23 protein-coding genes are annotated in these 25598 nt (G+C 74.0%); 11 read left to right on the plus strand and 12 right to left on the minus strand.

What is annotated here, in order from left to right; translation table 11 throughout:
• Nucleotides 1-992: AfsR/SARP family transcriptional regulator (locus ABEB28_RS37250; protein ID WP_345733001.1), on the minus strand; the 992-nt coding region annotated here is incomplete at its 3' end.
• 157 nt (nucleotides 993-1149) lie between these two features.
• Nucleotides 1150-1920 carry a PIG-L deacetylase family protein gene (locus ABEB28_RS37255; protein ID WP_345733002.1) on the minus strand — a complete coding sequence of 257 codons (771 nt, stop codon included), beginning with the start codon at nucleotides 1918-1920 and terminating at the stop codon, nucleotides 1150-1152.
• A gap of 126 nt (nucleotides 1921-2046) precedes the next feature.
• Between ABEB28_RS37255 and ABEB28_RS37260 the strand changes: the two genes are divergently transcribed.
• A complete protein-coding gene (locus tag ABEB28_RS37260) occupies nucleotides 2047-3150 on the plus strand; it encodes a class I SAM-dependent methyltransferase (protein ID WP_345733003.1) in 1104 nt (367 codons plus the stop codon).
• 70 nt (nucleotides 3151-3220) lie between these two features.
• Here the strand turns inward: ABEB28_RS37260 and ABEB28_RS37265 are convergent, their stop codons facing one another.
• Entirely contained in the window at nucleotides 3221-3823 is a 603-nt protein-coding gene (locus ABEB28_RS37265) for a TetR/AcrR family transcriptional regulator (protein ID WP_345733004.1), read from the minus strand.
• A 92-nt stretch (nucleotides 3824-3915) separates the two neighbouring features.
• On the opposite strand from ABEB28_RS37265, the gene ABEB28_RS37270 reads away from it, so the two are divergent.
• From ABEB28_RS37270 to ABEB28_RS37280, 3 genes are read left to right on the plus strand one after another with little or no spacing between them, the layout of a single operon-like run.
• Nucleotides 3916-6210: an MMPL family transporter gene (locus ABEB28_RS37270; RefSeq protein WP_345733005.1), complete on the plus strand. Its 2295-nt coding sequence runs from the start codon at nucleotides 3916-3918 to the stop codon at nucleotides 6208-6210.
• Nucleotides 6197-6874, plus strand: coding sequence for an RNA polymerase sigma factor (locus ABEB28_RS37275; protein ID WP_376982048.1), 678 nt, complete (start codon nucleotides 6197-6199; stop codon nucleotides 6872-6874). The genes ABEB28_RS37270 and ABEB28_RS37275 overlap by 14 nt, the downstream gene beginning before the upstream one ends.
• On the plus strand, nucleotides 6871-7944 hold the full coding sequence (locus ABEB28_RS37280; RefSeq protein ID WP_345733006.1) for a hypothetical protein: 1074 nt from the start codon (nucleotides 6871-6873) through the stop codon (nucleotides 7942-7944). Before ABEB28_RS37275 ends, ABEB28_RS37280 begins: the two co-directional genes overlap by 4 nt.
• A 46-nt stretch (nucleotides 7945-7990) precedes the next feature.
• On the opposite strand, the gene ABEB28_RS37285 is transcribed toward ABEB28_RS37280, so the two are convergent.
• The 5 genes from ABEB28_RS37285 to ABEB28_RS37305 all read right to left on the minus strand — a co-directional run bounded on the left by ABEB28_RS37285 (nucleotide 7991) and on the right by ABEB28_RS37305 (nucleotide 13386).
• A complete protein-coding gene (locus tag ABEB28_RS37285; protein ID WP_345733007.1) occupies nucleotides 7991-9028 on the minus strand; it encodes a hypothetical protein in 1038 nt (345 codons plus the stop codon).
• A 96-nt stretch (nucleotides 9029-9124) separates the two neighbouring features.
• Nucleotides 9125-10663: an FGGY-family carbohydrate kinase gene (locus tag ABEB28_RS37290; protein ID WP_345733008.1), complete on the minus strand. Its 1539-nt coding sequence runs from the start codon at nucleotides 10661-10663 to the stop codon at nucleotides 9125-9127.
• A complete protein-coding gene (locus tag ABEB28_RS37295; protein ID WP_345733009.1) occupies nucleotides 10660-11682 on the minus strand; it encodes a LacI family DNA-binding transcriptional regulator in 1023 nt (340 codons plus the stop codon). The genes ABEB28_RS37290 and ABEB28_RS37295 overlap by 4 nt, the downstream gene beginning before the upstream one ends.
• Nucleotides 11679-12674 carry a 1-phosphofructokinase family hexose kinase gene (locus ABEB28_RS37300; protein WP_345733010.1) on the minus strand — a complete coding sequence of 332 codons (996 nt, stop codon included), beginning with the start codon at nucleotides 12672-12674 and terminating at the stop codon, nucleotides 11679-11681. Before ABEB28_RS37300 ends, ABEB28_RS37295 begins: the two co-directional genes overlap by 4 nt.
• A gap of 154 nt (nucleotides 12675-12828) precedes the next feature.
• Nucleotides 12829-13386 carry a P-loop nucleotide/nucleoside kinase family protein gene (locus ABEB28_RS37305; RefSeq protein WP_345733011.1) on the minus strand — a complete coding sequence of 186 codons (558 nt, stop codon included), beginning with the start codon at nucleotides 13384-13386 and terminating at the stop codon, nucleotides 12829-12831.
• Between the two features lie 93 nt (nucleotides 13387-13479).
• On the opposite strand from ABEB28_RS37305, the gene ABEB28_RS37310 reads away from it, so the two are divergent.
• The 5 genes from ABEB28_RS37310 to ABEB28_RS37330 all read left to right on the plus strand — a co-directional run bounded on the left by ABEB28_RS37310 (nucleotide 13480) and on the right by ABEB28_RS37330 (nucleotide 18224).
• Nucleotides 13480-15159, plus strand: coding sequence for a RecQ family ATP-dependent DNA helicase (locus ABEB28_RS37310; protein WP_345733012.1), 1680 nt, complete (start codon nucleotides 13480-13482; stop codon nucleotides 15157-15159).
• Between the two features lie 72 nt (nucleotides 15160-15231).
• Nucleotides 15232-15669, plus strand: coding sequence for a MarR family winged helix-turn-helix transcriptional regulator (locus tag ABEB28_RS37315; protein WP_345733013.1), 438 nt, complete (start codon nucleotides 15232-15234; stop codon nucleotides 15667-15669).
• Nucleotides 15670-16052: 383 nt separating this feature from the next.
• Complete coding sequence (locus ABEB28_RS37320; protein ID WP_345733014.1) at nucleotides 16053-16637, plus strand: YceI family protein; 585 nt, start codon at nucleotides 16053-16055, stop codon at nucleotides 16635-16637.
• A gap of 70 nt (nucleotides 16638-16707) precedes the next feature.
• Complete coding sequence (locus tag ABEB28_RS37325; RefSeq protein WP_345733015.1) at nucleotides 16708-17463, plus strand: ABC transporter ATP-binding protein; 756 nt, start codon at nucleotides 16708-16710, stop codon at nucleotides 17461-17463.
• Nucleotides 17460-18224 (plus strand): ABC transporter permease, encoded by a 765-nt coding sequence (locus tag ABEB28_RS37330; protein WP_345733016.1) that lies wholly within the window; start codon nucleotides 17460-17462, stop codon nucleotides 18222-18224. Before ABEB28_RS37325 ends, ABEB28_RS37330 begins: the two co-directional genes overlap by 4 nt.
• 159 nt (nucleotides 18225-18383) lie before the next feature.
• On the opposite strand, the gene ABEB28_RS37335 is transcribed toward ABEB28_RS37330, so the two are convergent.
• The 3 genes from ABEB28_RS37335 to ABEB28_RS37345 all read right to left on the minus strand — a co-directional run bounded on the left by ABEB28_RS37335 (nucleotide 18384) and on the right by ABEB28_RS37345 (nucleotide 22018).
• Nucleotides 18384-19406 carry a Gfo/Idh/MocA family protein gene (locus ABEB28_RS37335; protein ID WP_345733039.1) on the minus strand — a complete coding sequence of 341 codons (1023 nt, stop codon included), beginning with the start codon at nucleotides 19404-19406 and terminating at the stop codon, nucleotides 18384-18386.
• 114 nt (nucleotides 19407-19520) lie between these two features.
• Nucleotides 19521-20183 (minus strand): response regulator, encoded by a 663-nt coding sequence (locus tag ABEB28_RS37340; RefSeq protein WP_345733017.1) that lies wholly within the window; start codon nucleotides 20181-20183, stop codon nucleotides 19521-19523.
• Nucleotides 20180-22018 (minus strand): sensor histidine kinase, encoded by a 1839-nt coding sequence (locus ABEB28_RS37345; protein ID WP_345733018.1) that lies wholly within the window; start codon nucleotides 22016-22018, stop codon nucleotides 20180-20182. Before ABEB28_RS37345 ends, ABEB28_RS37340 begins: the two co-directional genes overlap by 4 nt.
• A gap of 156 nt (nucleotides 22019-22174) precedes the next feature.
• On the opposite strand from ABEB28_RS37345, the gene ABEB28_RS37350 reads away from it, so the two are divergent.
• A complete protein-coding gene (locus ABEB28_RS37350) occupies nucleotides 22175-23113 on the plus strand; it encodes a glycoside hydrolase family 113 protein (RefSeq protein WP_345733019.1) in 939 nt (312 codons plus the stop codon).
• A 200-nt stretch (nucleotides 23114-23313) separates the two neighbouring features.
• Nucleotides 23314-24093, plus strand: coding sequence for an SGNH/GDSL hydrolase family protein (locus ABEB28_RS37355; protein WP_345733020.1), 780 nt, complete (start codon nucleotides 23314-23316; stop codon nucleotides 24091-24093).
• Nucleotides 24094-24154: 61 nt separating this feature from the next.
• On the opposite strand, the gene ABEB28_RS37360 is transcribed toward ABEB28_RS37355, so the two are convergent.
• Nucleotides 24155-25489, minus strand: coding sequence for an MFS transporter (locus ABEB28_RS37360; RefSeq protein ID WP_345733021.1), 1335 nt, complete (start codon nucleotides 25487-25489; stop codon nucleotides 24155-24157).
• Nucleotides 25490-25598 lie beyond the last annotated feature (109 nt).

Raw genomic sequence — 25598 nt, forward strand, 5'->3', positions numbered from 1 at the left:
CCGAGTGACAGCCGGGTCTTGCCGGCGCCGCCCGGCCCGGCGACCGTGACGAGGCGTTGGGTGCGCAGGAGCCGACGGAGCTCGGCGGCGTCCCGATCCCGGCCGATCAGCGGACCGGCGGGTCGCGCGACGGTCCCCGGGCGGCGGGAGGCGTCGGACGCCGAGGCGGCGGGGGCCGGGGCCGTAGCAGCCGAGGCGGCGGGGGCCGTAGCCGCGGGCGCCCCGGCAGCGGCTGCGGGCCGGGGCGGCGCCGCCAGGGCTCCGGCCGCGATGCGCTGCTCGAGCACCGCCACCGCCGGACCCGCGTCCAAGCCGGTCTCCTCGACGATCCGCCGCCGGAACGCCGCACCGGCCGCGAGCGCGTCCCCGGCGCGTCCCTCACCCGCGAGCGCGCGGAGGAGCAGCACCGTGGTCCGCTCCCGCAGCGGCTCCTCGGCGGCGGCCGCGGTGGCGTCGGCGGTCACCGTCCCGTCGCCGGTCGCCAGCCGTGCCTCCAGCGCGTCGTCCCGGACCTGGAGGAAGACCTCGCGCAGCCCGGTCGCTTCGGCGGCGAGCGCCGGGACGTCCGCGAACTCGGCGAGCGCGTCTCCCCGCCAGAGCGCCACCGCCGCCGTGGCGGTCACGACGGCCGCCGCCGGGTCGCTGGCGAGTGCGGCCGCCGAGTGCCGGGCCGCGGCCCGCAGGCGCGCCGCGTCGACGTCGTCCGGACCGACCCGCAGCGCGTATCCCGCACCGGCGCGCTCCAGCCGTCCGGCGGCCGGACCGAGATGCCGGCGGAGCCGGGAAAGGTGGCTGTGCACGGCACGACGCCCGGTCTCCGGCGGGTCGGTCGGCCACAGCGTGTCCACCAGCGCCTCGGTGCTGACGGTCCGCCCGGCAGCCAGCGCGAGCAGCGCCAGCACCGCGCGGCGACGGTGTCCCGGCACGTCGACCGGCGCGCCGTCGACGAACAGGCGCAGCGGCCCGAGCACCTCGATCCGAACCGGAACCACTCCGCCCCCTGGCCGTTCGGCCCGTGCATCTACCCACCACTGTGCCCTATCGACCGGCCGCTCCGCAGGACGCCCACGCCCGCCCGGCCCGGGCTCGCCCAGCCGGTGTTCCTCCGGACCGGCGCCGAGCAGCCGGGGTTCCGCTGCCCGCATCCGCTCAGGCGTGCAGCGCGGCGTCCGCGAAGCTCTCGACGCCGACCCAGTCCGCATACCGCTCGACACCGAGGACATCGACCAGAACAGCGGTCTGGCTGGCGTGCGCGCGCAGCGCGCCGAGCTTACGGTCCAGCAGGCCGCCGGAGAGCTCCAACCGCACGGCGAGTTCCCCCGGCTCGCAGATCCGCGGCTCCCCGAGCGTGTAGACGCCGAAGAGGTCGGCGATGTCGCGTCCCGCGGCCCGGTCCGTGGCGGTCAGCACCGGGTGCAGCAGCCGTCCGCGCCAGCCCAGATCCCGCAGCGCACGGCGGGTCCAGAGGCCGACCGCGATGTGGTCCGGGTGGCCGGTGAACCCGTCCAGGCCGAACGTGACGACGGTGTCCGGCCGGGTCGCGGCCACTGCGCGGCGGACGGCCGCCGCGCCGGTGCTCAGCGCGACGTCGGCGCACCCGCCGTCCGCGAAGCCGAGCTGGTGGTGCTCGGCGACGCCGAGCTGCCGGAGCGCGGCGGCCAGCTCGTCGGCTCGGGACGGCGGCGGAAGGTCGGCGAAACCGGACCGGGGTGCCGGGCCGGCCAGCCCGGCCTCGCCCAGCGTGGCGGTCACCACGGCGGTGCGGCGCCCGGCCGTCTGCAGCGCGGACAGCAGCCCCGCGCTCAGGTACGACTCGTCGTCCGGATGGGCCCAGACGCAGAGCGTGGTGCCGAGCGCGGCGACGCCGTCGGCGTCCAGCGGCGACGTGGTGGAGGTCAGCGAGGTCAGCGAGGTATCCATGCCGGGAGCGTGAACCGTGCCGGTGTCACCGCGGTGTCACCGGCCGCGGCACCGCCGTGCCACCGCCGTGACACCCGAGCCCGCGACCGTCGTCGGGACCTGTTGATCGAGCCGGAAAGGCACATCATGACGACGACGACCGAGCCCGCCGCCATCGACCTGGAGCGCGTCCAGGCGTTCGCGCAGAAGGTCTCCGGCGACGGGGCACTAGCGGCCAACGCGGTCCTCGCGTACCTCGGGGACCGGCTGGGTCTGTGGCGGGCGCTGGCGGCGGTCCCACGGGCGACCAGCACCGAGCTCGCCGAGCGCACCGGGCTCGCCGAGCGGTACCTCCGCGAGTGGCTGGCCGCGCAGGCCGCCGCCGGGTATCTGGAGTACGACCCGGTCACCCGGGCGTTCACGCTGCCCGCCGAGTACGCCGCGGTGCTGGCGGACGACGACTCGCCGGCCGCGCTGGCCGGGGTGTTCGAGTTCATCGCCGCCGCCTGGGCGTCGTCCGACCGGCTCGCCCACGCCTTCGCCACCGGCGCGGGCATCGGCTGGCACGACCAGGACCCCCGGCTGACCACTGCGGTCGAGCGGAACTTCCGTCCGTTCTACACCGGCTACCTGCTGCAGGAGTGGCTGCCGGCGCTGGACGGCGTCGCCGAGCGGCTGCGGGCCGGTGCCCGGGTGCTCGACGTCGGCTGCGGGCTCGGAACCGCGACTCTGTTGCTGGCCGAGGCGTTCCCCGCCTCGGTGTTCACCGGCGTCGACGCGGACGCCGAGTCGATCCGCCGGGCGCGAGGCGCCGCTGCCCGGGCCGGTCTCGCGGAGCGGGTCACGTTCCGGGAGGCGCACGCGGGCGCATCCGACCCGGAGACGACGACCGACCCGGTCGAGGGCGAGTGGGACCTCGTCTGCTACTTCGACGCGCTGCACGATCTGGGGGACCCGGCCGGCGCACTGCGGCAGGCCCGCGCGTCGCTGGCGCCGGGCGGCGTCGTGATGGCGGTCGAGCCGTTCGCCGGTGACGCGCTGGAGGAGAACCTGAACCCGGTGGGGCTGACCTGGTACGCGTCCAGCGCGCTGGTGTGCGTCCCGAACAGCCTCGCGCAGCCGGGGGCCGCAGCACTGGGCGCCCAGGCGGGCCCGGAGCGGCTGCTCGCGACGTTCCGCGAGGCCGGCTTCACCCGGACCCGCGTCGCCGCCACCACCCCCTTCAACCTGGTGATCGAGGCGCGAGCCTGAGTCCTACGGATCGTCGGGAAGACCACTTCCCGCGAGGGGGTCTTCCCGACGATCAACCCCGGTACTACCTCTACGCGCCCGCCTCGATCGGGGCCAGGTAGCCCACGAGCGCCCGGCGCAGCTCGCCGATCAGCGCGTCCCGTTCGCTCCCCGACGCGGCGACGATCGGGCCCATCAGCGCCCGCACGATCTGCACGGCGACGGTGGCGTAGCGCGCGGCCTCCACGTCGGACAGCCGTGGCGACCGCGCCGCGAGCACGGCAGCAACCCGGCCGGTGACGGCCTCGTGCAGGGGGCGCGTGGCCGCCGCCAGCGCGGCGGGCATGTCGGTGTTGCCGAACAGCGTCTTCGCACCCGGGTTCCCGACGTTGAACGCGATCAGGGGCGCGGTCATCCGCTCGACGAGCTCCTCGAGCGGTAGCTCGACGACGTCCCGGTCGCCGAACGCGTCGGCGTGCGCGGCCCGGAGCGCCTCGACCAGCCGCTCCGACAGCGCGTGCGCGATCTCCTCCTTGTTGCGGAAGAACTGGTAGAGCGAACCGGGCGAGATGCCGGCCCTGGCGGCGATCGCGTTGGTCGACGCGGCCGCGTAGCCCACCTCGGCGAAGAGCGCGAGCGCGGCGTCCAGGATGTCGGCGATCCGCTGTTGACCACGCGCCTGGCGTCGAACCACGCGCACCCCTCCCTTGACTTTTACGAGTGGTCGCTCGTACTTTTTTACGAGCGACCACTCGTAAATCTACCCCGTCGGAGGGGCGGTTCCGCATGCCCGCAGTCGGTTCTATCCTCGTTCGCCACCGCGTCGCCGCACTGTGGACGGGCGTCGCACTCACCCTCGTGCTCGGCCTGGTGGCCGCCGGCGCGATGAACGCGTTCGTGCTGAGCCGCTGGGAGGCTCCGGGCAGCGAATCGGTCCGCGCCGAGGAGGTCCTCGCCCGCGACTTCGCCACCGGCAACGCCAACCTCATCCTGCTGGTCACGGCCCGCGACGGCACGGTCGACGATCCGGACGTCGCGGCGGCGGGCGCCGCGCTGACCAGGGAACTCGACGCGAATCCGCAGATCGGCGACGTGTGGTCGTACTGGTCCCAGGAGCGCGATCCGACGATGCGTGGCCGCGACGGGCGGCAGGCGGTGGTGCTCGCCTGGGTGACCGGGGACGCGACCACGACCCGGGAACACATCCGGGAGACGCTGCTGCCGGACTTCACCCGCACGTCCGAGGGCCGGACACCGGGTGCGATCGACGTCGCCGTGGCCGGGTCGGAGGCGGTGTCGGCGCAGGTGAGCGAGCAGGCCGCGCGTGATTTCGTGCGCGCGGAGCTGCTCATCGTGCCGCTGATGCTGCTCCTGCTCGTCGTCCTCTACCGGCGCGTCCGGCTGGCGCTGCTGACGCTCGGGATCGGACTGTTCGCGGTGATCACGACGCTCGCCGCGCTCCGGCTACTCACCGGCCTGGTCGAGATCTCGACGTTCGCCGCGAACATCACGCTGGTGATGGGCATCGGTCTCGGCGTCGACTACTCGCTGTTCCTGATCGCCCGCTTCCGCGAGGAGCTCACCGGCGGCGCCACCGTGCCGGACGCCGTCCTCACGATGCTGCGTACCGCCGGGCGCACGGTCGTCGTCAGTGGCCTGACCGTCGCCACGTCGCTCGCCGCGCTGCTGGCCCTGCCCTACCCGTTCCTGCGATCGTTCGGTTACGCCGGGGTCTTCGTGGTGCTGTCGGCGCTGCTCGGCGCGCTGGTCCTGCTGCCGGCGGCGCTGGCCGTGCTGGGCCACCGCGCGCTGAGTCGCGCGCCGCGCCCGGCCGCCCGTCCGGCGACGGGCTTCTGGCACCGCGCCGGCTCCGCGGTGATGCGCCGCCCACTGCTCTTCTCGCTGGTCGGGTTGCTGATCGCCGGCACGCTGGCGGCGCCCGCGGCGGGCCTCCGCATCGGGCTTCCGGACGACCGGGTGCTGCCACCGACCGCCTCCACCCGGCAGACGTACGACGCGCTGCGCGCTGCGTTCGCCACCGAGGCCAACGACGCGGTCCACCTGATCGCGCCGGACGGCCGGGACACGTCACCGGCGGCGGTCGAGCGGTACGCCGCAGCGCTCTCGACGGTGCCGGGCGTCGCGCAGGTCAACTCCACGGCGGGTGTCTTCGCCGAGGGCCAACGGGTGCGGCCGGCGATCCGCGCCGAGCGGCTGGTGAGCGCGGACGGCGTCCGACTGGAGGCCGTCCCGACGCGCGAGGTGCTGGCCGGGATCGACGTTCCCGGGTTCCTCGACCGGATCCGCGCCGTGCCCACCCCGTTCGGCGACGACCTGCTGGTGGGCGGGTACCCGGCCGAGCTCACCGATTTCCGGGCCGCGCTGGCCGATCGGGTACCGCTGGTCGGGCTGCTGATCCTGGGCATCACGTTCCTGCTGCTGACCGTCGCGACCCGGAGCCTGCTGCTCCCGCTGAAGGCCACCGTGCTCAACCTGCTGAGCCTCGCGACGATGTTCGGCGCGCTGGTGTTCGTGTTCCAGAACGGCGCATTCGCGGACGTGCTCGGCTTCACGCCGATCGGGACGCTCGACCCGGCGTTCCCGATCCTGATGTTCTGCGTCGCGTACGGGCTGTCGATGGATTACGAGGTGTTCCTGCTGTCCCGGATCGTCGAGCGGTACCGGGCGACCGGGGACAACCGGCGCGCGGTGCTGGAAGGGTTGGAGCGGAGCGCGCCGCTGGTCACCGCGGCCGCGGCCATCCTCGCCGTGTCGTTCGCGCTCTACGCGACCGGCGAGGTGATGTACCTGCAGATGATCGGGGTCGGCACCGCGCTGGCGATCCTGGTGGACGCGACGATCATCCGGACGGTCCTGGTGCCCGCCTTGATGACGCTGGCCGGCCCGGCGAACTGGTGGTTCCCGTTCCGCCGCCGCTCGACCGCGGAGGCCACACCCGACGCGGTGGCGGCCCGGGCGGACGCCGATGCGACGATGCACCGTCGGACCGACGTCCACGATGGCGCGGACCCTGCAACACACCGGCCGGTGCCGGTCTCAGGAAGATGTGACGACTACTGATCCACCCGACGACCGCCAACTCTGGGCGGCCGCGGCCGGTGGCGACCGGGACGCGTTCGGAGTGCTCTTCGACCGGCACGCCCGGGCGGTCTACAACCACTGCTTCCGGCTGTCCGGGAACTGGGCGATGGCCGAGGACGCCACCGCGGCGACGTTCCTGTCCGCCTGGCGCCACCGGAGCGATACCACGCTGACCAGGGCGTCAGCGCTGCCGTGGTTGTTGACCGTGGCGACCAACACCGTGCGCACCGAGCACCGATCGTTACGCCGCCAGGTCGCGCTGGTGCAGCGGGCCGGGCCCCCGGCAGCCGTTCCCGACCACGCCGACGACATCGCCGGCCGCGTCGACGACGAACGCCGGATGGCGGTCCTCCTGGCCGCTGCCCAGAAGCTGCCGCGGGCCGAGCGCGAGGCGCTGGCGCTCTGCGTCTGGTCGGAGGTCTCGTACGCCGACGCCGCCGCGGTGCTCGGCATCTCCGAGACCGGCGTCCGGTCCCGGATCAGCCGCGCCCGGGCACGCCTCAGCGCGATGTTCGCCGATTCACGGGGCGCCGAGACCCCCCGCGGCACGGAGAAGCCGGTCGGCACGGAGAAGCCGGTCGGCACGGAAACGCCCGCCGGCACGCACCGCTCGGCCGACACGGAGACGAGGACCCAGCGATGACCGATCTTCCCCCGCCCTCCCGCGACCTGCCGCCCGGTGCCCACACCGCCCTGCGATCGCGCGTCCTCGCCGCGACCTACGAGGAGGAAGCGCCGCGCCGTCGCCGGCTGCTCCCGCTCGCCGCGGCCGCGGCCGTGCTCGTCGTCGTGTTCGGCGCGATCGGCGTGCTCCGCAGCACCGGGGAGAGGCCGATGCCGACCGTGAGCGGTCCGGGAACCCCAGCCCCGACCGCGGTGGCGCCGACCGGCGTGGCGACGACCGGGGTACCACCGACCACCGTGGTGGCCCCGGCCGCGTTCGAGCCATTGTTCACCCGGCTGGCGCCGGGCTGGCTCCCGGACGGCGCCACCGTGGAGTCCCACGGGGTGTCCCGCAGGTCCGAAGGCTTCCGCGCCGCCGACCGGAGCGGGGTCGAGGTCGAGGTGGATGTCGAGCTCCTGCTGCGCGGTGGACGGTCCGTCCTCGACCCCGGGCTGCCGGGGGCCCGGCCAGGACCGGACGTCAACGGAGCGCCCTCCACCTGGGTGACGGGGGCCGGCAACGGCGGCGGTTGGCTCCGCTGGGAGTGGGCGCCGGGCGCCACGGCCGTGCTCCTGGTCAAGGGTGTACCGGACGCGGAGCGGGTCGCCGCTCGCGTCGCGGAGAGCCTGCGGCCCGGCACCCGGCGGTCGGTGGCGATGCCGTTCACGATGGTCCGCCCTGCCGGGCTTCCGCTCGCCAGCCACTCCGTCGTCGAGTGGGCGGGCGGAGGGTACGAGGCCAGGTTCCAGTTCGGACCGGGGACCGGACCTGTCCGAAGCATCAACGTCACCTGGATCCCCGCGCGGTACGCGACCAACTACCCGCCCAACGTCACGGTCGGCGGGCGTGACGCGAACGTGCGGACCGAGGGCGAGTACCTCGTGGTGTGGCAGCGCTTCGGCCCGGACGTGGTGGAGGTGCACTGCCGGACGCAGAAGAGTGGATCGGTCGATGCGGTGCGCGCCGAGTGCCTGCGGACCGCCGGGACGCTACGGCCGGCCGGCACGAACGAGCAGCCGTCGACGTGGAGCACGGAGCCCCTGCGCTAGTGGCGCGCCCGGGCGCCTCGCCGGATCAGGATCCCGCGGGGCGCCGTCAGTGGCGCGCCACCTCCCGCCACGAACGGGCCCGGCCCGCGACCGCGGTCAGGCACTTCTCCAGCCGCGGCCGGGCCGTGTCCGCGAAGAACCGCTCGCGCTCGGCGGCGTCCATACCGATCGCTTCCTTCCAGACCGAACGCCCGGCGATGAAGCCGGAGGCGCCGCCTTCGTCGCAGGAGATCGCCAGGACCTCCTGGAACTCCTCGAACGCGACGCCCGCGGAGAGCACGGCCCACGGGCCGGTCAGCGCCTCCGCGATCCGGCGGCAGCCCGCCGCGGACCCCGGGTACTCCAGCTTGAGCAGGTCGGGCCCGAGCGCGTCGAGGGTGCGGGCCGACTCGACGATCAGGTCTTCGCGCTGCCGCGCGGTCAGGTCCTCCCCCGGCTGCGCGTAGATGAGATTCTCGACGACGGACGGGATGCCCGCCGCGGAGCAGTCCGCAACGACCTGGCGGACGACGTCGAGCGCCTCGGCCTCGAGGTCGGGCTCGCCGAGGGTGCGGCTGCGGTGCGGGCGGTACTGGATGAGGAACTTGACGGCGTCGCCGCCCAGCTCCTGCACCCACCGGCCGTTCTGCTCCGGGTCGCGGGCCGCGCGCGGCTCACCGTTCCAGGTGGGACGCTTCTCCGGCTCGGCCGCGATCAGCAGGCCGCAGCGTGGGGCGAGCGCATTCGCGGCGTTCACGGCGGGGACGCCGATCGTCGGATCGAGCAGGATGCCGCTGGCCAGCGGTGTGAGGGCGGCGGCAACGTCGACCTTGGCGCGGTTCATGTCCTCCGGTGTCGCGTCGACGCCGACCGCGGTGAACATCCGGCGCAGCGTGTTGCGCTGGTCCATCGCGATGATCGAAAAGACGCCGTCCGCGTCGGCGATGTCGTCCAGTGCGGTGAACCGCCGGTTGGACTCAGCGGTGAACCGCCGGTTGGACTCAGCGGCGAGCCGCCCGTTGGACTCAGCGGCGAGCCGCCCGTTGGACTCAGCGGCGAGCCGCCGGTCGGCGTCGGAGGTGGCGGTGACCGAGTCGGTCGTCATGAGGTCCCTTTCGTCGGACTCTTCGAGGGAAGGAGGGTTAGGTAATCGATTACCTAGGCGGCCCGCCGGTGCGGCGGTGGAACGGCGGACCGAGGTCTAGGAGCTGAGGACGGACTTCGAGTGGTGCATTCCGGCGGCGTTCGCCGGAGCCCCCGCAGGGTGCGACCCGACGCCGTTGGCGGGGTGCGACGCGACGCCGTTCGCCGGAGCTGCCGCACGGTGCGGTCCGGCGCCGTTCGCGGTGCGGCCCGGGGTCCGCGGCCCGGCCGCGTCGGCGGAGCGCAGCGCGGCGGCGAAGTCGGCGACCGTGCCGGGGTTGCCGGCCGCCGCCCACGCCGCGAGCACCGCCGCACCGAACGCGCCGGGCTGGTCGAGCGTGCTGAACCGGAGTCCGGGCAGGATCGCGCTCTTGCTCGCCCGGATCCCCGCGAGCCGGAGCCAGCCCCCGGCCGCGACCGCTCGCCCGTACTCGCCCGCGACCGGCGCGACCCGGGCGAGGAGGTCCGCGGTGTGACCGGCGGTGTGGCGCAGCGCGGCGGCCCAGACATCCGCCGGTGTCGCCCCTTCGCGCACGGCGATCACGACGTCGTCGGCCTCGATGTCGCTCCCGGTGACGACCGCGCGGGACGGATCGGCGTCGGCCCACCCCGCGTCCAGCCGGGCGGTCGCGTCCGGACCGGACGCACCGAGCGCCAGCAGTACCCGGCGCAGCACCAGCCCGGCCCGCGACGGCGCGTTGACCAGCGTCGTACCGGGCAGGATGTGCCGGCCGACCTCGACGTTCGCCCCGGTCAGCAGTCGCCGCTCGGCCAGGGTCACGACCCGGGGGATCGCCCGGAGCAGCGTGTCCGCGGTCCCGCACGAGTTGAACAGGTCGTCGCTGCCGACCGCACCGGCGCCGAACGCCGCGACCGGGTGGTCGTGGCCGGCCACGCTGATCGTCGCTCCGCGTAACGCCGCCGGTGCCGCGTCGCCGCGCACGACGCCGGCGGGCTGACCCGCGTACCGCCGCTCCGGCACGAACGCCGGGGCGACACCCAGCAGGTCGAGCGCCGCGCTCCACGTCGTCCCCGTGTCCAGGTCGAGCAGGCCGGTGCGGGAGGCCAGCGACGGCTCGGACACCGGGTGCGCGCCGAGTGCGAACGCCACGTACTCGGGGACGTTCAGCCAGCGGCTGCCCGGCACCAGTTCGAGCCCGTGCTCGACAGCCCAGAGCAGCTTCGCCACCGTCCACTGCTGATGGAACGGCAACCCGGTGGTGACACTGAACGCGTCGCGGAACGCGTCCGGTACCCGGGCCAGTTGGTCGGCGCCGCGGGGATCGTGCCACGCGATCACCGGCCCCCGCGGCCGTCCGGCGGCGTCCACGACGACACCGGACTCGGCCAGCCCGGTCAGGCCCAGCGCCGCGACCGAGGGTCGCTCCGGTCCGAGTGCGGTCAGCGCATCGCCGATGACCGCGAGCACACCGTCGAGCAGTGTCTGCGCTTCGGTCTCGACCCGCTGTCCGGGTAGTCGACGCCAGACCGTGGGCCGCCGCCAGGTGCCGATCCGGCTGCCGTCCGCCCGTAAGACGAGGACCTTCGTGTCGGAGGTACCGAGGTCGACGCCGAGCAAGAGTCCGGTGGCGCTCATGTCCGTCCCGCCGGAGGTTGCTCGCCGGAGCCCCGCATCACCAGCCGCAGCGGCAGCGTGCGCTCCAGGTCGACGGCGGGCGCACCGGCCAGCCGCTCGAACATCGTCTCGGCGGCCAGCACGCCGATCGCCTGCGGGTCGTGGTCGATGACCGTGACGCCGGGCGCCAGCACGTCGGCGAGCGCGAAGTCACCGAAGCACACCAGCGCGACGTCGGTGCGCTTGCAGGCGTGCAGGGCCGCGACGACCCCGAGCGAGCAGCGAGTGTTCGACGAGAAGATGGCGGTCGGCGGCTCCGGCAGCGCCAGCAGCTCGGTCGTGGCCGCGCGGCCCTCGTCGGCGGTGTTGCGGGCGGCCCGGACGAGGCTCTCGTCGGCGTCGAGCGCGGACGCCGCGATCTGGTCGCGGTACCCGGCCAGCCGGTTGCGGGTGGTCGCGACGTCCATCTTGCCGCCGACGAAACCCACCCGCCGGTGTCCCTGCGCGGCCAGGTGCGCCACGGCCTGACGCGCCCCGGCGTTGTCGTCGACCAGCACGGTCTCGCCGTCGAGACCCTCCGGGCGGCGGTCGACGAACAGCACCGGGCAGGGCGCGTGCCGCAGGTAGGAGTGGTCGGTGGCGGTGGGCGCGATGATCAGCCCGGCGACGCGGCGCGCGAGCAGGTCGTTGACCACCGTGCTCTCGATCCGTGGGTCGCGCCCGGTGCTGGCGATCATCACCCGCAGGCCGCGCGCGATCGCCAGCCGCTCGATCGTGCCGGTGACGCTGGCGAAGAACGGGTCGGCGATCGAGTCGACGACGATGCCGAGCGTGTCGTCGGTGCCCTTGCGCAGCGACCGGGCGGTCGGGTCGGGCCGGTAACCGAGTTCGCGAACGGCGGCGAGGATCCGGGCGCGGGTCTCGTCGGCCACGCGGGGGTCGCCGTTGATCACACGCGAGGCGGTCTTGGTGCTGGTGGCGGCCATCTCCGCGACGTCCTTCAGCCGAACCTGCGTCTTCACCGTCTGCCGAGGAGTCACCGGGCACCCACTTTCGCCGAGAGTGCCTCGATCTTGCCGCGCAGTGCCTCGGCGCGCGCAGGGTCCACCCCACCGGCGAGTGGGGTCTCGCAGGACGCGGTGGCGGTGGCCACGCCGCGCACGACGGCGGCCCGCCAGTCGTCCCGCCCGGCGTGCGCCGCTCCCTCGCGAGCCAGGAGTTCCAGGGCGAGGCCACCGACGAACGAGTCCCCGGCGCCGACGGCGCTGACCACGGTCACCGGCACGGTGGGGATCCAGTCGAGGGACTCTCGCGTGGCGAACGCGGTTCCGGCGGCGCCCGCGGTGACCGCGGCGCGGCGCGCCCCGGCGTCGACCAGGGCCTGGGCTGCGGCGCATGCGCGGTCCCGGACGTCGGAGCCGTCCGGGACCGGCCGGACGTCGTCCGATGCGCCGGACAGGGCGGCCTCGGCCTCCTCCAGGTTGGGGGCCACCAGGTCCGGACCGGCGGGCAGCGCAGCCGCGAGCGCCCCCGGGGCGGCGTCCAGCACGACGACGGCGTCGCCGCGGTGGGCCAGCTCGACCAGCTGCCGGTAGCCGGAGGCCGGCACGCCGGTCGGCAGGCTGCCGGACGCGGTGAGCAGCTCCCCCGGACCCAGCCGCGCGGCCGCCGCGTCGAGATAGGCGTGCCAGGCGGCGGGGGGCACCGGATCGCCGGGTTCGTTGACGACCGTGATGCGTCCGGCCGCCGCCTCGCGGAACACCAGCGCCTGCCGGACCGTGCCGGGCGTCGGCACCGCGACGAGGTCTGCCCCCTCCTCGGCCAGCAGGCCGGCGAGCAGCGCGCCGTCGCCGGAGCAGAGCAGACCCAGCAGCGGAACGCGGACGCCGTGCGCGCGCAGCACGCGCGCGACGTTGACGCCCTTGCCGCCCGCCGACAGTTCGGTCCGGCGGGACCGCATCACGGCGCCGGGCACGATCTCCGCGAGCGTGACCAGCCGGTCGAGAGCCAGGTTGGGGTTCGCGATCAGCATGGGGGCAACACCGCCTCTCGCGGTAGGTAATCGTTGTCACGGATTCGGCCGCCGGTCCGATGCGGAGCGTTGGGAGGGGAGGACCAGAGGGCGAGCGGAGCGTAGGTAATCGTTGTCACGCCTTACCCAGCGTGCGCTCCGCCGCGCGAAGATGTCAAGCGAGTGAGGAGACGATCTCCGCCAGCTGCGACTCGGGTGGGGCGCCTGCGTTCACTGCGATGTGCGGGACCATCGGGGCGGCGAGCACGCCCGGGGTGAAGTAGCCCGCGGGGTCGGCGAGCTTGCCCGCGTCCCGGTCGGCGCCGCGGGCGGCCATGCGTGCGAGAAGCACCCGCATCGGGGCGGTCAGCCACACCAGCGTCGTCGTGGCGCCCACCGTCGCGAACCGCTCGGCGAGCACGCGGTACGCGTCCGCATCGGACCGTTCGGTGGTGAACGGGGCAACCAGGACCGCGGACGTGCCCACCGCGAGGCAGTCCTCGGCGGCGGCCACGATCGCTTCGTACCGGGCCGCCCGCAGCGCGCGGCCCACCGGACCGTCGAGGCCGGCGTCCCCGGTCAGCGTCTCGACCGCGGCGACGAGCGGCCCGGTCACGACGTCCTGGTCGAGCAGGGCGGCGTGCAGGGCCCCGGCGACCAGCCGTCCGACCGTGGACTTGCCGGTGGCGGGCGCACCCGTGATCAGAACCGCTCGCGGTCGCGGCGTCGGCATGGTCGGCCAGCCTAGGGCCTTCCGGGGGCGGGTGACGGAGCGTCCGGCGTCGACAAGGTGTAGGCGACCGGGCAGGCGGGGTACCGCGCAGCCGTGACGACAGACGACGAGCGGCGCCGCCGCCGCAGGCGGTCGCCCCTCACCTGGGCCCGCCGCCGCAACGACCTGAAGAAGCTCCGGACGATCGCCGCGAAGCTCTACGGCTGGGACGAGCTGCGGCCTGTTCAGGCCGACGCGATGCTGCACCTGGCCAACGGCGTCGACACCCTGGTGGTGGCGCCGACCGGCTCCGGGAAGTCCGCGATCTACCAGGTTCCGGCGGTACTCATCGACGGTCCGACGGTCGTCGTCTCCCCGTTGCTCGCGCTGCAGCGCGACCAGATGGAGGCGTTGGCCGACCACGGTGCGCCGACCGCCGTCGTGGTCAACTCCGACCAGTCCGAGAGCGAGAACGCCGCCGCGTTCGAGGCGCTCCGCGAAGGCCGGGCCGAGTTCGTCTTCCTCTCCCCCGAGCAGCTGAGCAAGGCCGAGGTCCTCGACGCGCTCGCGGCGGCGAAGCCGTCGCTGTTCGTCGTCGACGAGGCCCACTGCGTCTCGGCGTGGGGCCACGACTTCCGCCCGGACTACCTGCGTCTCGGCGAGGCGATCGAGTACCTGGGCCACCCCACGGTGCTGGCACTGACCGCGACCGCCGCCCCGCCGGTCCGCAGCGACATGATCGCCGTGCTGGGGCTGCGCGACCCGGAAGAGGTCATCGGCGGCTTCGACCGCCCGAACCTCTGGCTGGAGGTGTCGCGCCAGGTCACCGCGGACGGCGTCCGCAAGGCGGTGATCGAACGGGTCGCCACCGAGTCCCCGAGCGGCCTGGTCTACGTGCAGACCCGTCGCGAGGCCACCGACTACGCGGACGCGTTGCGCGAACTCGACGTCCCCGCCTACGCCTACCACGCCGGGATGAAGCAGTCCGAGCGCGAAGCCGTCCACGATGCGTTCCGCGGCGACGAGCCGGTGGTCGTCGTCGCGACGTCCGCGTTCGGGATGGGCATCGACAAGCCGGACGTCCGCTTCGTGATCCACGCCGGGCCGGCCGAGTCGCTCGACTCGTACTACCAGCAGATCGGCCGGGCCGGACGCGACGGCGAATCGGCCGTCGCCGCGCTCTACTTCCGCCCCGAGGACCTGCACATCCCCCGGTTCTTCACCGGTGGGACGCCGAACGAGGACCTGCTCGTCCGGGTCGGCACCGGCCTGAAGCACCACCGTGGGCCGGTCCGGATCGCCGCGCTCTGCGAGGAGTTGGACCTCACCAAGGCCCGGGTGACCCGCGCGGTGAACCTGTTCGAGCAGTCCGGTTCGGTGCTGGCGACGCCGGATGGTCCGCGGTGGCACGGACGCCGCACCGTGGAGAAGGCGGTGGAGGCGGCGGTCGAGTGGGCCGCGCAGCGCCGCCGGATCGAGCAGACGCGGGTCGAGATGATGCGCGGCTACGCCGATACCGAGGGCTGCCGGCGGCAGTTCCTGCTCGGCTACTTCGGCGAGGACCTCGCGGAGCCGTGTGGCTTCTGCGACACCTGCCGGGACGGCACGGCGGAGGAGACGCCGTCCGGTGAGACGGGGTTCCCGGTGCAGTCGCGCGTGCGCCACAAGGAGTGGGGCGAGGGCACGGTGATGCGGGAGGAGGAGGACCGGCTCACCGTGCTCTTCGACGAAGAGGGCTACCGGACGCTGTCGCTGGCGGCGATCCGGGAGAACAAGCTGCTGGTGCCGGTGTAGGCGGCGTCCGGCTGGCGGCTTACGCGTACCGCGGGTCTAGGTGCGCGCGCACGCTTCTCGTAGGCTGCGCCCATGGCCGACGAGGACCGGATCGCCGCATGGGCGGGGGTGCTGCGTACCCAGGCTGCGGTGGTGCCGAAGCTGGAACGCGCGCTCGCGTCCGTCGGGCTGCCGTTGACCTGGTACGACGTCCTGCTCGTGACCAATGCCGCCGAGGGGCGCCGGCTGCGGATGACCGAGCTCGGCAAGCAGGCGGTGGTGAGCCGGGAACGGGTCAGCCGGGTGGTGACCGAGTTGGAACGGGAAGGGCTGATCGAGCGTCAGGCCAATCCGGACGACAAGCGGTCGTCGTTCGCGGCGATCACCCCGGAGGGGCGCCGCCGCCTGCGCGCGGCGGCGCCGGTGTACTTGGCGGCGGTCGAGAAGCACTTCCTGTCGCACCTCTCCCCCGCCGAGACGGCGACCCTCGCCGCGGCACTGGGCCGAGTGACGCGGGCCGAGGAGTCCTGACGCGGCTCGTTGTCACCGAGTCCGGGTGGGTGCCGGGGATGGTTGTCGCCGTTCCTGGGCGGGTTCGGCGTGATTGTCGCCGTCCCGGGCGGACGCCCCGACGGGTGTCGCCGAGTCCGGGCGCGCACCCCGGTGGTTGTCGCCGTTCCCGGGCAGGCGCGCGAGTGGTTGGCGCGGATTCCGTGCCATTGCGCGGAGTCGACGACAACCATCCGACCGGGCACCCGGAGTCGGCGACAACCACACCTGATCCGATAGCTCATCCTCGGCGCGAGGCCAAGAAATGTGCGCACGCACGCACTTGACGCGCTCCTTCAAACCGAGCTATAAATGTGCGTGCGCACGCAAATGTCGAGCGCTTCCGGAGCGACAGGAGCCCCACGATGAGCACCACCACCAACCACGCCGCCACCCGCACCCTCGCCGGCGCAGTCCTCCCCGCCCCCGGCGTCTGGGATATCGATCCCGGCCACGCCGACGTCGCCTTCGTCGGGCGCCACTTCATGGTCACGAAGGTGCGTGGCCGCTTCACCGGCGTCTCCGGTGCGGTGACGATCGCCGACGACCCCGCCGACTCCCGCGTCGACGTCGTCATCGACCTCGCGACCGTCGAGTCGGGCAACCCGACCCGCGACGAGCACCTCAAGTCCGCCGAACTGTTCGACGTCGAGACGTACCCGCAGGCGACGTACAGCAGCGTCGCGGTCGACTGGCACGGCACCGAGGGCACCGTCGAGGGCAACCTCACCCTGCACGGCATCACCCGCCGGGTCCCGCTCCAGGTCTCGTTCGAGGGGTACGTCCGTGACCCGTGGGGCGGCGACCGGGCGATCTTCGCGGCGCGCGCCGTCGTCGACCGGGAGGACTTCGGGATCACCTGGAACGTCGCCCTGGAAGCGGGTGGCGTCCTGGTCTCCAAGGAGGTGAAGCTCGAGATCGACCTGGAGACCGTGCTGCGGCGATCCTGACGAAAGTCAGGGGTCACCGCTGCCGAACGGCGGCACCGGACGCCCTCCCCCGGTGCCTAGCGTCACCGCCATGATCACCCTCCGACATGTGACCAAGAGGTACGGCGACCGGGCGGCCGTCGACGACCTCACCGTGGACGTCCACCCCGGCCGCGTCACCGGATTCCTCGGCCCCAACGGGGCCGGTAAGTCCACGACGATGCGGATCTTGCTCGGTCTCGATCGTGCCGACGCCGGCGAGGCGCTGATCAACGGCGCCCGGTACCCGGAGTTCCGGTGGCCACTGCGGGAGGTCGGAGCGATCCTCGACGCACGCAGCGCTCACCCCGGCCGCACCGCCCGCGCGCACCTGCTCGCGCTGGCGCACAGCAATCGGATCCCGCTGCGGCGCGTGGACGAAGTCCTGGCCCAGGTCGGCCTCGAATCGGCGGCGGGAAAGCGCGCGGGCCGGTTCTCGCTCGGCATGGGACAGCGGCTCGGCATCGCCGCCGCGCTGCTCGGCGATCCGCCGGTGCTGATGTTCGACGAACCGGTCAACGGCCTCGACCCGGAGGGGGTGCGCTGGGTCCGGGAACTCGCCCGGTCGCTGGCGGCCGAGGGACGCACCGTGCTGCTCTCCTCGCACCTGATGAGCGAGGCGCAGCTCACCGCCGACCACCTGGTGATCCTCGGTCGCGGGCGGTTGCTCGCCGATGCTCCGCTGGCCGAGTTCGTCGCGTCCCACGGTTCGCTGGAGGACGCCTACCTCGCGCTGACCGCGGACGCCGTCGAGTACGGGACCACCCGGGAGCAGGGGACCACCCGGGAGCAGGGGGCAGCGCGATGAGCGCCGCGCTGGCTTTCGAGTGGACGAAGCTGCGGACGCTGCGCTCGACCTGGTGGTGTCTGGCGGTGGCCGCGATGCTGCAGGTCGCGTACGCGGTGCTGGTCGGGCTCGACGCACGGCTGGACCTGGAGGGCAGCGGTGGCTCGTCGACGCTGCCGGTGGGCGACGCCGGCCTGCTGTCGATCCAGTTCGCCCAGTACGCGCTCATCGCCGCCGCGCTGCTGGCGATCACCGGCGAGTACTCGACCGGCACGATCGGCGTCACGCTGCGGGCCGTGCCGCTACGCGGGCGAATGCTCGCCGCCAAGGCCGCCGTCGTGGCCGGCGGCGCGGCGCTGACCGGCGTCGTCCTGATGCTCGTCGCGGCGGTCGCGGCCGGCCTCGCCGCCGGGACACCGGCCGTGTGGGGCATCGGCGACCTGCTGGTCGACTGCGCAACGGGCGCCGGTTACGCCGCCGCGCTCGCGGTCTTCACGCTCGGCCTCGGCACGGCGGCACGCAGCGCCGTCGGAGGGCTGACCGCCGTGCTGGTGATCGCGGTGGTCCTGCCCACGGTCCTGCCCCGGATCGGTCTCGACGTCGTGGCCGACGTCAACGACTACCTGCCGGGCTCGGCCGGGGTCGCGGTCCTCTACGGCGCCGTGTCGGACGCCGCCACCGACCAGCCGTACGGGCCGGCGATCGGGCTGCTCGTGCTCGCCGCGTGGGCGGCCGCCGCACTCGGTACCGGCTACGCCGTCCTGCGTCGCCGCGACGCCTGAGCCGGCATCCGTCGCCGCGTCAACCGGCCGACGCGCGCGGCGACGGCGGAGCGGCGGAGCGGCGGCCACCGAGTCGCCGCCGCTCCCAGCCGGAGCATCGTGCCCGCCCATGGCGCTGAAAGACCACGGAGCGTCTGGTCGCGTGCGGCCTGGGCGGGGTCACCATGCGGAGACGTCGGGAAGGGCCACCGGTCGGGAACCTTCGGCCAACGACCTCGCGCCGTACACGCCGACCAGCGACGCCGCGACCGCTGGACGGACCGGTACCCGGGGCGGCACGGACGCAGTCACCGTGTCCCGGAACGCCGCGACGATGAGGGCGGACCCCTCCTGGCCGCGCGGGACCGTCGAGTCGCCGGTGAGGGTCAGCGGCGGCGGGACGATCGTCTCGTCACGCAGGTGGCCATCGTTGGCCCACGGCTCGCTGCGCCACCGCACCGACCAGGCTGCCTCCCCCGGCATCCGCAATGACTCGGCCAGGCCGCGGGTGCCTCGCACGGACAGCCAGGACGAGTGGCTGTCCGGCTCGCCCTGCAGGAACGTCTGCCGAGTGAGCGCGAGGGCGCCACTGGACAGCCGGAAGGCGAGGACGGTGGCCATGGGGCGATCCTCTGACTGCACCGGCAACGCGGTCACCTCCGTGGGCCACGCCTGGGTGACGTCCAGAACGGGAGACACAGTGTGGGTGCAGTAGGCCGTCGGCGAGATCCGCCCGCGCCAGTGTCGCGGGTCCCCGGTCAGTGCGGCCACGTCGGCAGGCGCGAGCCCGTGCAGGTAGTCACACTCGATCAGCTCGACCGCGCCGATCTCGTCGGCCGCGACGATCTGCTTGATCAGTCGCACGTGCGGGTGAGCGACGTAGTTCTCCGCGAACGAATAGGTCGCGGTCGACCGCTTGTCGGCGGCGATCAGTGCCTGCCCTTCGGCCTCGTCCACGCAGGCGGCCGTCTCGCTCAGGACGTGGACGCCACGATCGAGGAAGGCGATGGCCAGAGCGGCGTGCTGGTCGAAGTCGTTGGCCAGCACCACACCATCGAGCCCTCGGTCCAGCATCTCCTCCCATTTCGTCAATCGTGCGGCACCGGGGAACTCCCGTGCTGCCGCGGTCAGCAGGTCCGGATCGTGGTCGCAGAGCGCGCCGATACGAAGCCCCAGGCGCTCGCACCACCGGGCGAGCACCATCCCCCGCTTGAGTCCGACCACACCGACGTGCGTCACCGGAGCAGTATTCGACTGCACGAAACCGCGCACAACCGGATAAACAACCGGCCTGGCCGGCCGCTGCCACGACCCCGGTCAGGCGTCGGCGTCGGCCGCGAGCCCGGCCTCGTGGGCGAGCAGGGCGGCCTGCACCCGGTTGCGGACGCCGAGCCGGCTCAGGATCGTGCTGACGTACGCCTTGACCGTTCCTTCGACGAGGAACAGCCGCCCGGCGATGTCGGCGTTGGACAGTCCCGCCCCGACCAGCGACAGCACCTCCCGCTCCCGATCGGTGAGCGCCGCGATCCGCTCCCGGGCCGCCGCCGCCCGACCGGTGCGGCCGGTGTTCCAGGCCGCGATGACCCGCTGGGCCACCTTGGGCGAGAGGAACGCGGCGCCGTCGGCCGCGGCGTGCACCCCGGCGAGCAGCTCACGAGGGTCACCGGACTTCAGCAGGAATCCGGCCGCGCCCGCACTGAGCGCCCGGTCGATGTACTCGTCCTCGCCGAACGTCGTGAGCACGAGCACGGCCACCGACGGCGCGGCCCGCTTGAGCTCCTCGGCCGCCGCGAGGCCGTCCATCAGCGGCATCCGGACGTCGAGCAGCACGACGTCCGGCCGGTGCCGACGTGCCGCCTCCACCGCCTCCCGGCCGTCGGCGGCCTCGGCGACCACCTCGATCTGCGGATCGGTGGTGAGGATGGCCCGGACACCGGCCCGGATCATCGCCTCGTCGTCGGCCACTACGACCCTGATCACCCACGACCTCCTCGTGCGGTCCGTCCGGGGATCAGGTCGATCCCGGCCACCCGTCCGTCGGCGAAACACACCCGGTACACGTCCCGGACCGGGGGAAAGAGCGTGCCGCTGGTGTTGTAGTACTCGCACTCCGCGCCGGGTGGACGCGGTGGCTCGGGAACTTCCGGTCGTTCGGTGACCTGCAGCAGCGGAAGCAGCTCCCGGGCCTCCTCTTCGGGCTGGCCGACGTGCAGGCGGGCCGCATCGGCGGGGCTGAGCACCGAGCCGGTGGTCTCGATCGCGTACCCGCCGACGACGATCCCGACCAGCAGAACCGCCGCCGCCATCGGCACCAGCACGGTCAGCGCCAGGCCGCGGCGGGTGCGCCGACGCGCGAGCGCGAACCGTCCAGACGTCGCCGCCGCTGCGGCTTGCGCTCCGGTCGGCCCGGAACCGGCGAGCGCTCCAGCCGCGCCGTGTGCCGCCACCCCGTCCGGTGCCCCAATTCCGTCCGGTGCCCCAGCTCCGTCCGACACCGCCGCCCCGAGCGGGTATGCGCGGGACGCCGCCGGATCGGCGCCGGATGCTGCCGCCGGATCGGCGCCGGATGCTGCCGCCGGATCCGCGTCCGTCTGCGCCGCCTGAGCCGCCTGCGCGGGATCGCGGGGCAGCGTCGCGGTCACCGTGAAGAGGTCGGAGGCATCGGTGTGGAACGTGCCGCCGGCCAGCCGGACGCGCTCGGCGAGGCCGAGCAGCCCGGAGCCGTCCTCCGCGACAGGCGCGCCGGTTCCCCCGTTCGCCGTGCGGTCGACCCGCTCACCGGAGATGTGACCCGATCGGCGGACGGCCCTCGGGTCGCCGACCGGGTTCGACAGCACGACGGTCACGGCCGACGGCCCGACCGTCAGGCGCCCGGTCACCGCCGTTCCGGGCGCGTGCCGGGTGGCGTTCGTCAGCCCTTCCTGCACCACCCGGTGGAGCGCCCGGTCGGCCAGCGGCGCCAAGCCGAGATCCGCGCTCGCCCCGGCGTCCGCACCGGGCTGAGCAACCACCTGCCAGTCGATCACCAGACCGGCGCGCCGGACGCGGTCGACCAGCGTGTCGAGGCTCTCTTCGGCGGGCTGCAGCGGCGCGTCGGCGCCGGCCCGCAGCACCCCGATCACCGCGCGCAGGCGCTCGGTGGCCGCGGCGGCACCGGCGCGCAGCTCCCCGACCGTCTCGCGCTGCGCGGGTCCGAGCGACCCGTCCAGCTCGAGGGCGCCGGCCCGGAGCGCGATCAGGCTGAGCTCGTGGCCCAGGGCATCGTGCATGTCCTCGGCGATCCGCGCGCGCTCCCGCAGCCGGGCGCGCTCGACGACGAGCGTCTGGCCGCGCTCCAGCTCCTCCGCGAGGGCCCAGCCGCCGACCGCGAGCTCGCGGCGCTGGCGGAGGTACCGCCCGACCAGCCAGGGGAAGATGCCGCAGAACACGACCTCGGCGACCACGTAGTACGCGACCCAGCGGTCGGTGCCGACGACGATCGCGCGGGCCAACGCAGCGGCCGCGCCGCCGACGCCGATCGCGGCGAACGTCCGGAGCGCCGAGCGGGGCCGCACCGCGGAGCGTCCGACCAGGAACGCCAGGACCGCGAACGGACCGGCGAGCCACACGTCGACGACCAGCAGACCGGCCGCGAGCACCAGGGACGCCAGCGGTGCGATCCGGCGCACACCGACGGCCACCGCAAGGACCAGGCTCGCCACCACCAGCCCGTTGACGTACGGCCCCTCGTCGATCCGCTCGCCGTTGAGGGGCAGCAGGGCGGACAGCAGGAGCCAGAGCAGCACGTCCGCCGCGAATCGCCGCAACACCGTCACGGGCGCGACGGTACCGACACCGGTCGCGTCGGCACACTGCCGAAAGACAGGAGGTTGGCCGGACCGCCTCGGAGCTGGACGCGATGTGCTTCCCTGCCCACCACGGCCGGCGACGCGGACCGGATCGCGGCGCCGGCACCAGGACGGAGTGGGATCATGCGTGCACGCGGCATCAACTACGACACCGGTTTCCTGCCCGGGACCGCGTCCCGGCCCACGTTCTCCCCGGCCGCCGTGCGGCACCACCTGGACGTGATCGCCGGTGACCTGCACTGCGACGTGGTGCGGGTCTCCGGCGGCGATCCGGAGCGGCTCCGGGTCGCCGCGACCGCGGCGGCGGAGGTCGGTCTCGAGGTGTGGTTCGCGCCGTTCCCGGTCGATCTGCCCGCCGACGACGTGCTGCCGTTCCTGGAGCAGTGCGCCGAGGTGGCGACGGAGGTCCAGCGCGGCGGCGCCGAGGTGGTGTTCGTCGCCGGCTGCGAGATCAGCGCGTTCTGCGGCGGCTTCTTACCGGGCACTACCTACGGCGACCGGATGGCGACGATGGCCACGGCCGACGTGGAGTTCTGGTCGTCGCTCGGCCCGGTGATCGAACGGTTGAGCGGATTCCTGGCCCGGGTCGCGGCGGCGGTCCGCACCCGGTTCGACGGCCGGGTGACGTACGCCGCCGCGCCCTGGGAGTTCATCGACTGGACGCCGTTCGACATCGTGGGGGTCGACGCGTACCGGGCCGCGTACAACGCCACGACGTTCCGGGACGAGATACGCGGGCACCTGGCGCACGGCAAGCCGGTGGCCGTGACCGAGTTCGGCACGTGCGCGTACCGTGGCGCCGCCGACCGAGGCGGCATGGCGTGGCAGGTACCGCCCGGCGCCGTGCGCGACGAGGACGAGCAGGTGCGGTACTTCACCGACTTGATGGACGTCTTCGAGGCCGAGGGGGTGGACACGGCGTTCTGGTTCACGTTCGCCGGGTTCCACCGCCCGGACGAGGAAGACCTGGGGTCGTACGGGGTGGTGCGGTTGCTCGACGAGACGCGCTGGGAGCCGAAGGCCGTGTTCGCGACGATGGCCGAGCGGTACGCGCGGCGCTGAGCCCCGGGTCACCCCACCGACCGACGAGTGCACGCCGGCCGACCGGTGGCGAGCGGCCGGTCGCGGGCGCGGGGTGGGTTAGTCGGGTGGTGGGTCGAGGAGGAACGGCGTCGGCCGCGCACGAGATCGACGTCATACGCGGCGGCGTCGCCCGGCCGCCCGTCGGCGCCTCCCCGCCACGCCTTTGATGCAATACGCCCATGCGGTACGCAGCGATCGGGGACAGCTTCACCGAGGGCGTCGGCGACGCGCGGCCGGACGGCAGCGTGCGCGGATGGGCCGACCGGGTCGCGGAAGGGCTGAGCGCCGCGCTGGCACCGGCCGGGGAGCGCGTGGAGTACGCCAACCTCGCGATCCGCGGACGGCTGCTGCGGCCGATCGTCACCGACCAGCTCAGCGCCGCCCTCACGCTGCGTCCGCTGCCGGACCTCGTCACGGTGAACGGCGGCGGCAACGACATGCTCCGCCCGGGCGTGCGCCTCGACGACCTGCTGGCCCTCACCGAGAACGCGTTCCGCCGCTGCGCGGACGCCGGAGTGCGCCTCGTGGTGCTCAGCGGCGCGGACCCCACCGCTCAGCTGCCGCTCGGTCGGGTCGTCCGTCGGCGCGGGGCCTACCTGACGGCCGGCCTCGCCGACCTCTGCGCGCGGTACGGACTCACGTTCGTCAACGTCTTCGGCGACGACGAGATCCGCGATCCGCGCTACTGGTCGCCGGACCGGCTCCACCTGGCCGCGGCCGGGCACGCCCGCGTCGCTGGACTGGTCCTGCACGCGCTCGGGCACGGACCGGTCCCGGCGCCCGCTCCCCCGGCGCCGCCGATCGTCCGCTCACTCGCGACGACCACCCGCTACTACCGCGAGCACGTGCTGCCGTGGGTGAACCGCCGGCTGCACGGGACGTCGTCCGGCGACAACCGCGACCCGAAGCACCCGGTCTGGTACCCGGTCGCACCCGCCGAGCCGACCGCCACCGGCTGAGCCGAGCCGACGGCCGCGGCTGAGCCGAGCCGACCGGCGGCCCCGGGCTGAGCCGACCCGCTCACCGTGCCGGGAGGTCGGTGAGCAGCGCGTCCGGATGCGCGGGCGTCCGCACCCGGGACGCCAGCCCCGCCGCCACCACACACGCCACCGCGCCGACCAGCAGCCCGGCGCGCGGACCACCGAGATCGAGCACCCATCCGGTCACCGCGCTACCGATCGGCGTCGTCCCGAGGTAGACGAACACCCAGAGCGCCATGATCCGCCCGCGGTAGGCCGGCGACGAGTGCAGCTGGAGCGTCGTCGACGCGAGCGTGACGAACGTGAAGCCCGCCGCGCCGGTCAGGAACAGCGTGACGTACGCGACCGCCGGCGTCGGCGCAGCCGCGGTCGCCGCCAGCGCCAGGCCGAACGCGAGCGCCGCCCCGACCAGGTACGGCCGCCGCGGATGGCGGATCAGCCCGACGCCGAGCGAGCCCAGCACCGAGCCGACGCTCAACACCGTCGACATCGCGCCGTACGTCCCGCCGGACCCGTCGAACGTCTCCTTGGCCAGGACCGGCAGCACCACGCCGAAGTTGAACGCCAGCAGCCCGACGATCGCCATCATCGTCAGCGGAACCCACAGCTGCTCCCGCCCGCGGGCGTACCGGAGCGCGTCCCGGAGGCCGCCTCCGCCCGACCGCACCACCCCGGCGGAGAGCGGACGGACGAAGACCAGCGCGACGAGCACGGCCAGGTAGGACACCGCGTTGACCGCGAAACACGGCGTCGTCCCGATCGCGGCGATCAGGACGCCCGCCAGCGCGGGGCCGACGACCCGGGCGCTGTTCATCACTACACCGTTGAGGCTCACCGCGCTGGCCAGGTCGTCCGGCGGCACGAGCGCGCTGACGAACGCTTGCCTGGCCGGCGAGTCGACGACGCCGACCAGCGCGCCGGCGACCGTGATCCCGATGACCACCGGCACTCCTGCCGCACCGTTCGCGGCCAGCAGCCACAGTGCGGCGGCCAGCAGCCCGTAGGTCGCCTGGGTGACGATCAGGAGCCGGCGGAGGTCGAACCGGTCGGCCAACCCGCCTCCGAACGGCCCGAGCAGGAGCGACGGGATGCCCCCGACCGCGAGCACCAGCCCGAGGGACGCCGCCGAGCCGGTCAGCTGGAGCACCAGCCAGGCGACCGCGGTCTGCTGGACGAACGTGCCGCTCGCGGACGCGATCTGCCCGGCGAAGTACCAGCGGAACGGCGTCGACCGCAGCGCACGGAACGCCCCCCGGCGCCGCGCCCCGGACGCGGCGGAACCCGCCGCCCCGGTCCCGGCGGAACCCTCGGAACCGGCCGGACCGGCCGGACCGGCGGTCGCTTCCGGCACCACCGCGAGCCCGTCCCGATCCATGCGCGCCGCCTCTCCGGAGCCGGCCACCGCAGCCGACAACCGGCACCGACGCTGCCACCGCGCATCCGGGCGTACATCTGTCGAACTACTGCATCCGCCGCGGAACTCG

The sequence above is a fragment of the Cryptosporangium minutisporangium genome (assembly GCF_039536245.1).
Taxonomy (GTDB): Bacteria; Actinomycetota; Actinomycetes; order Mycobacteriales; family Cryptosporangiaceae; genus Cryptosporangium; species Cryptosporangium minutisporangium.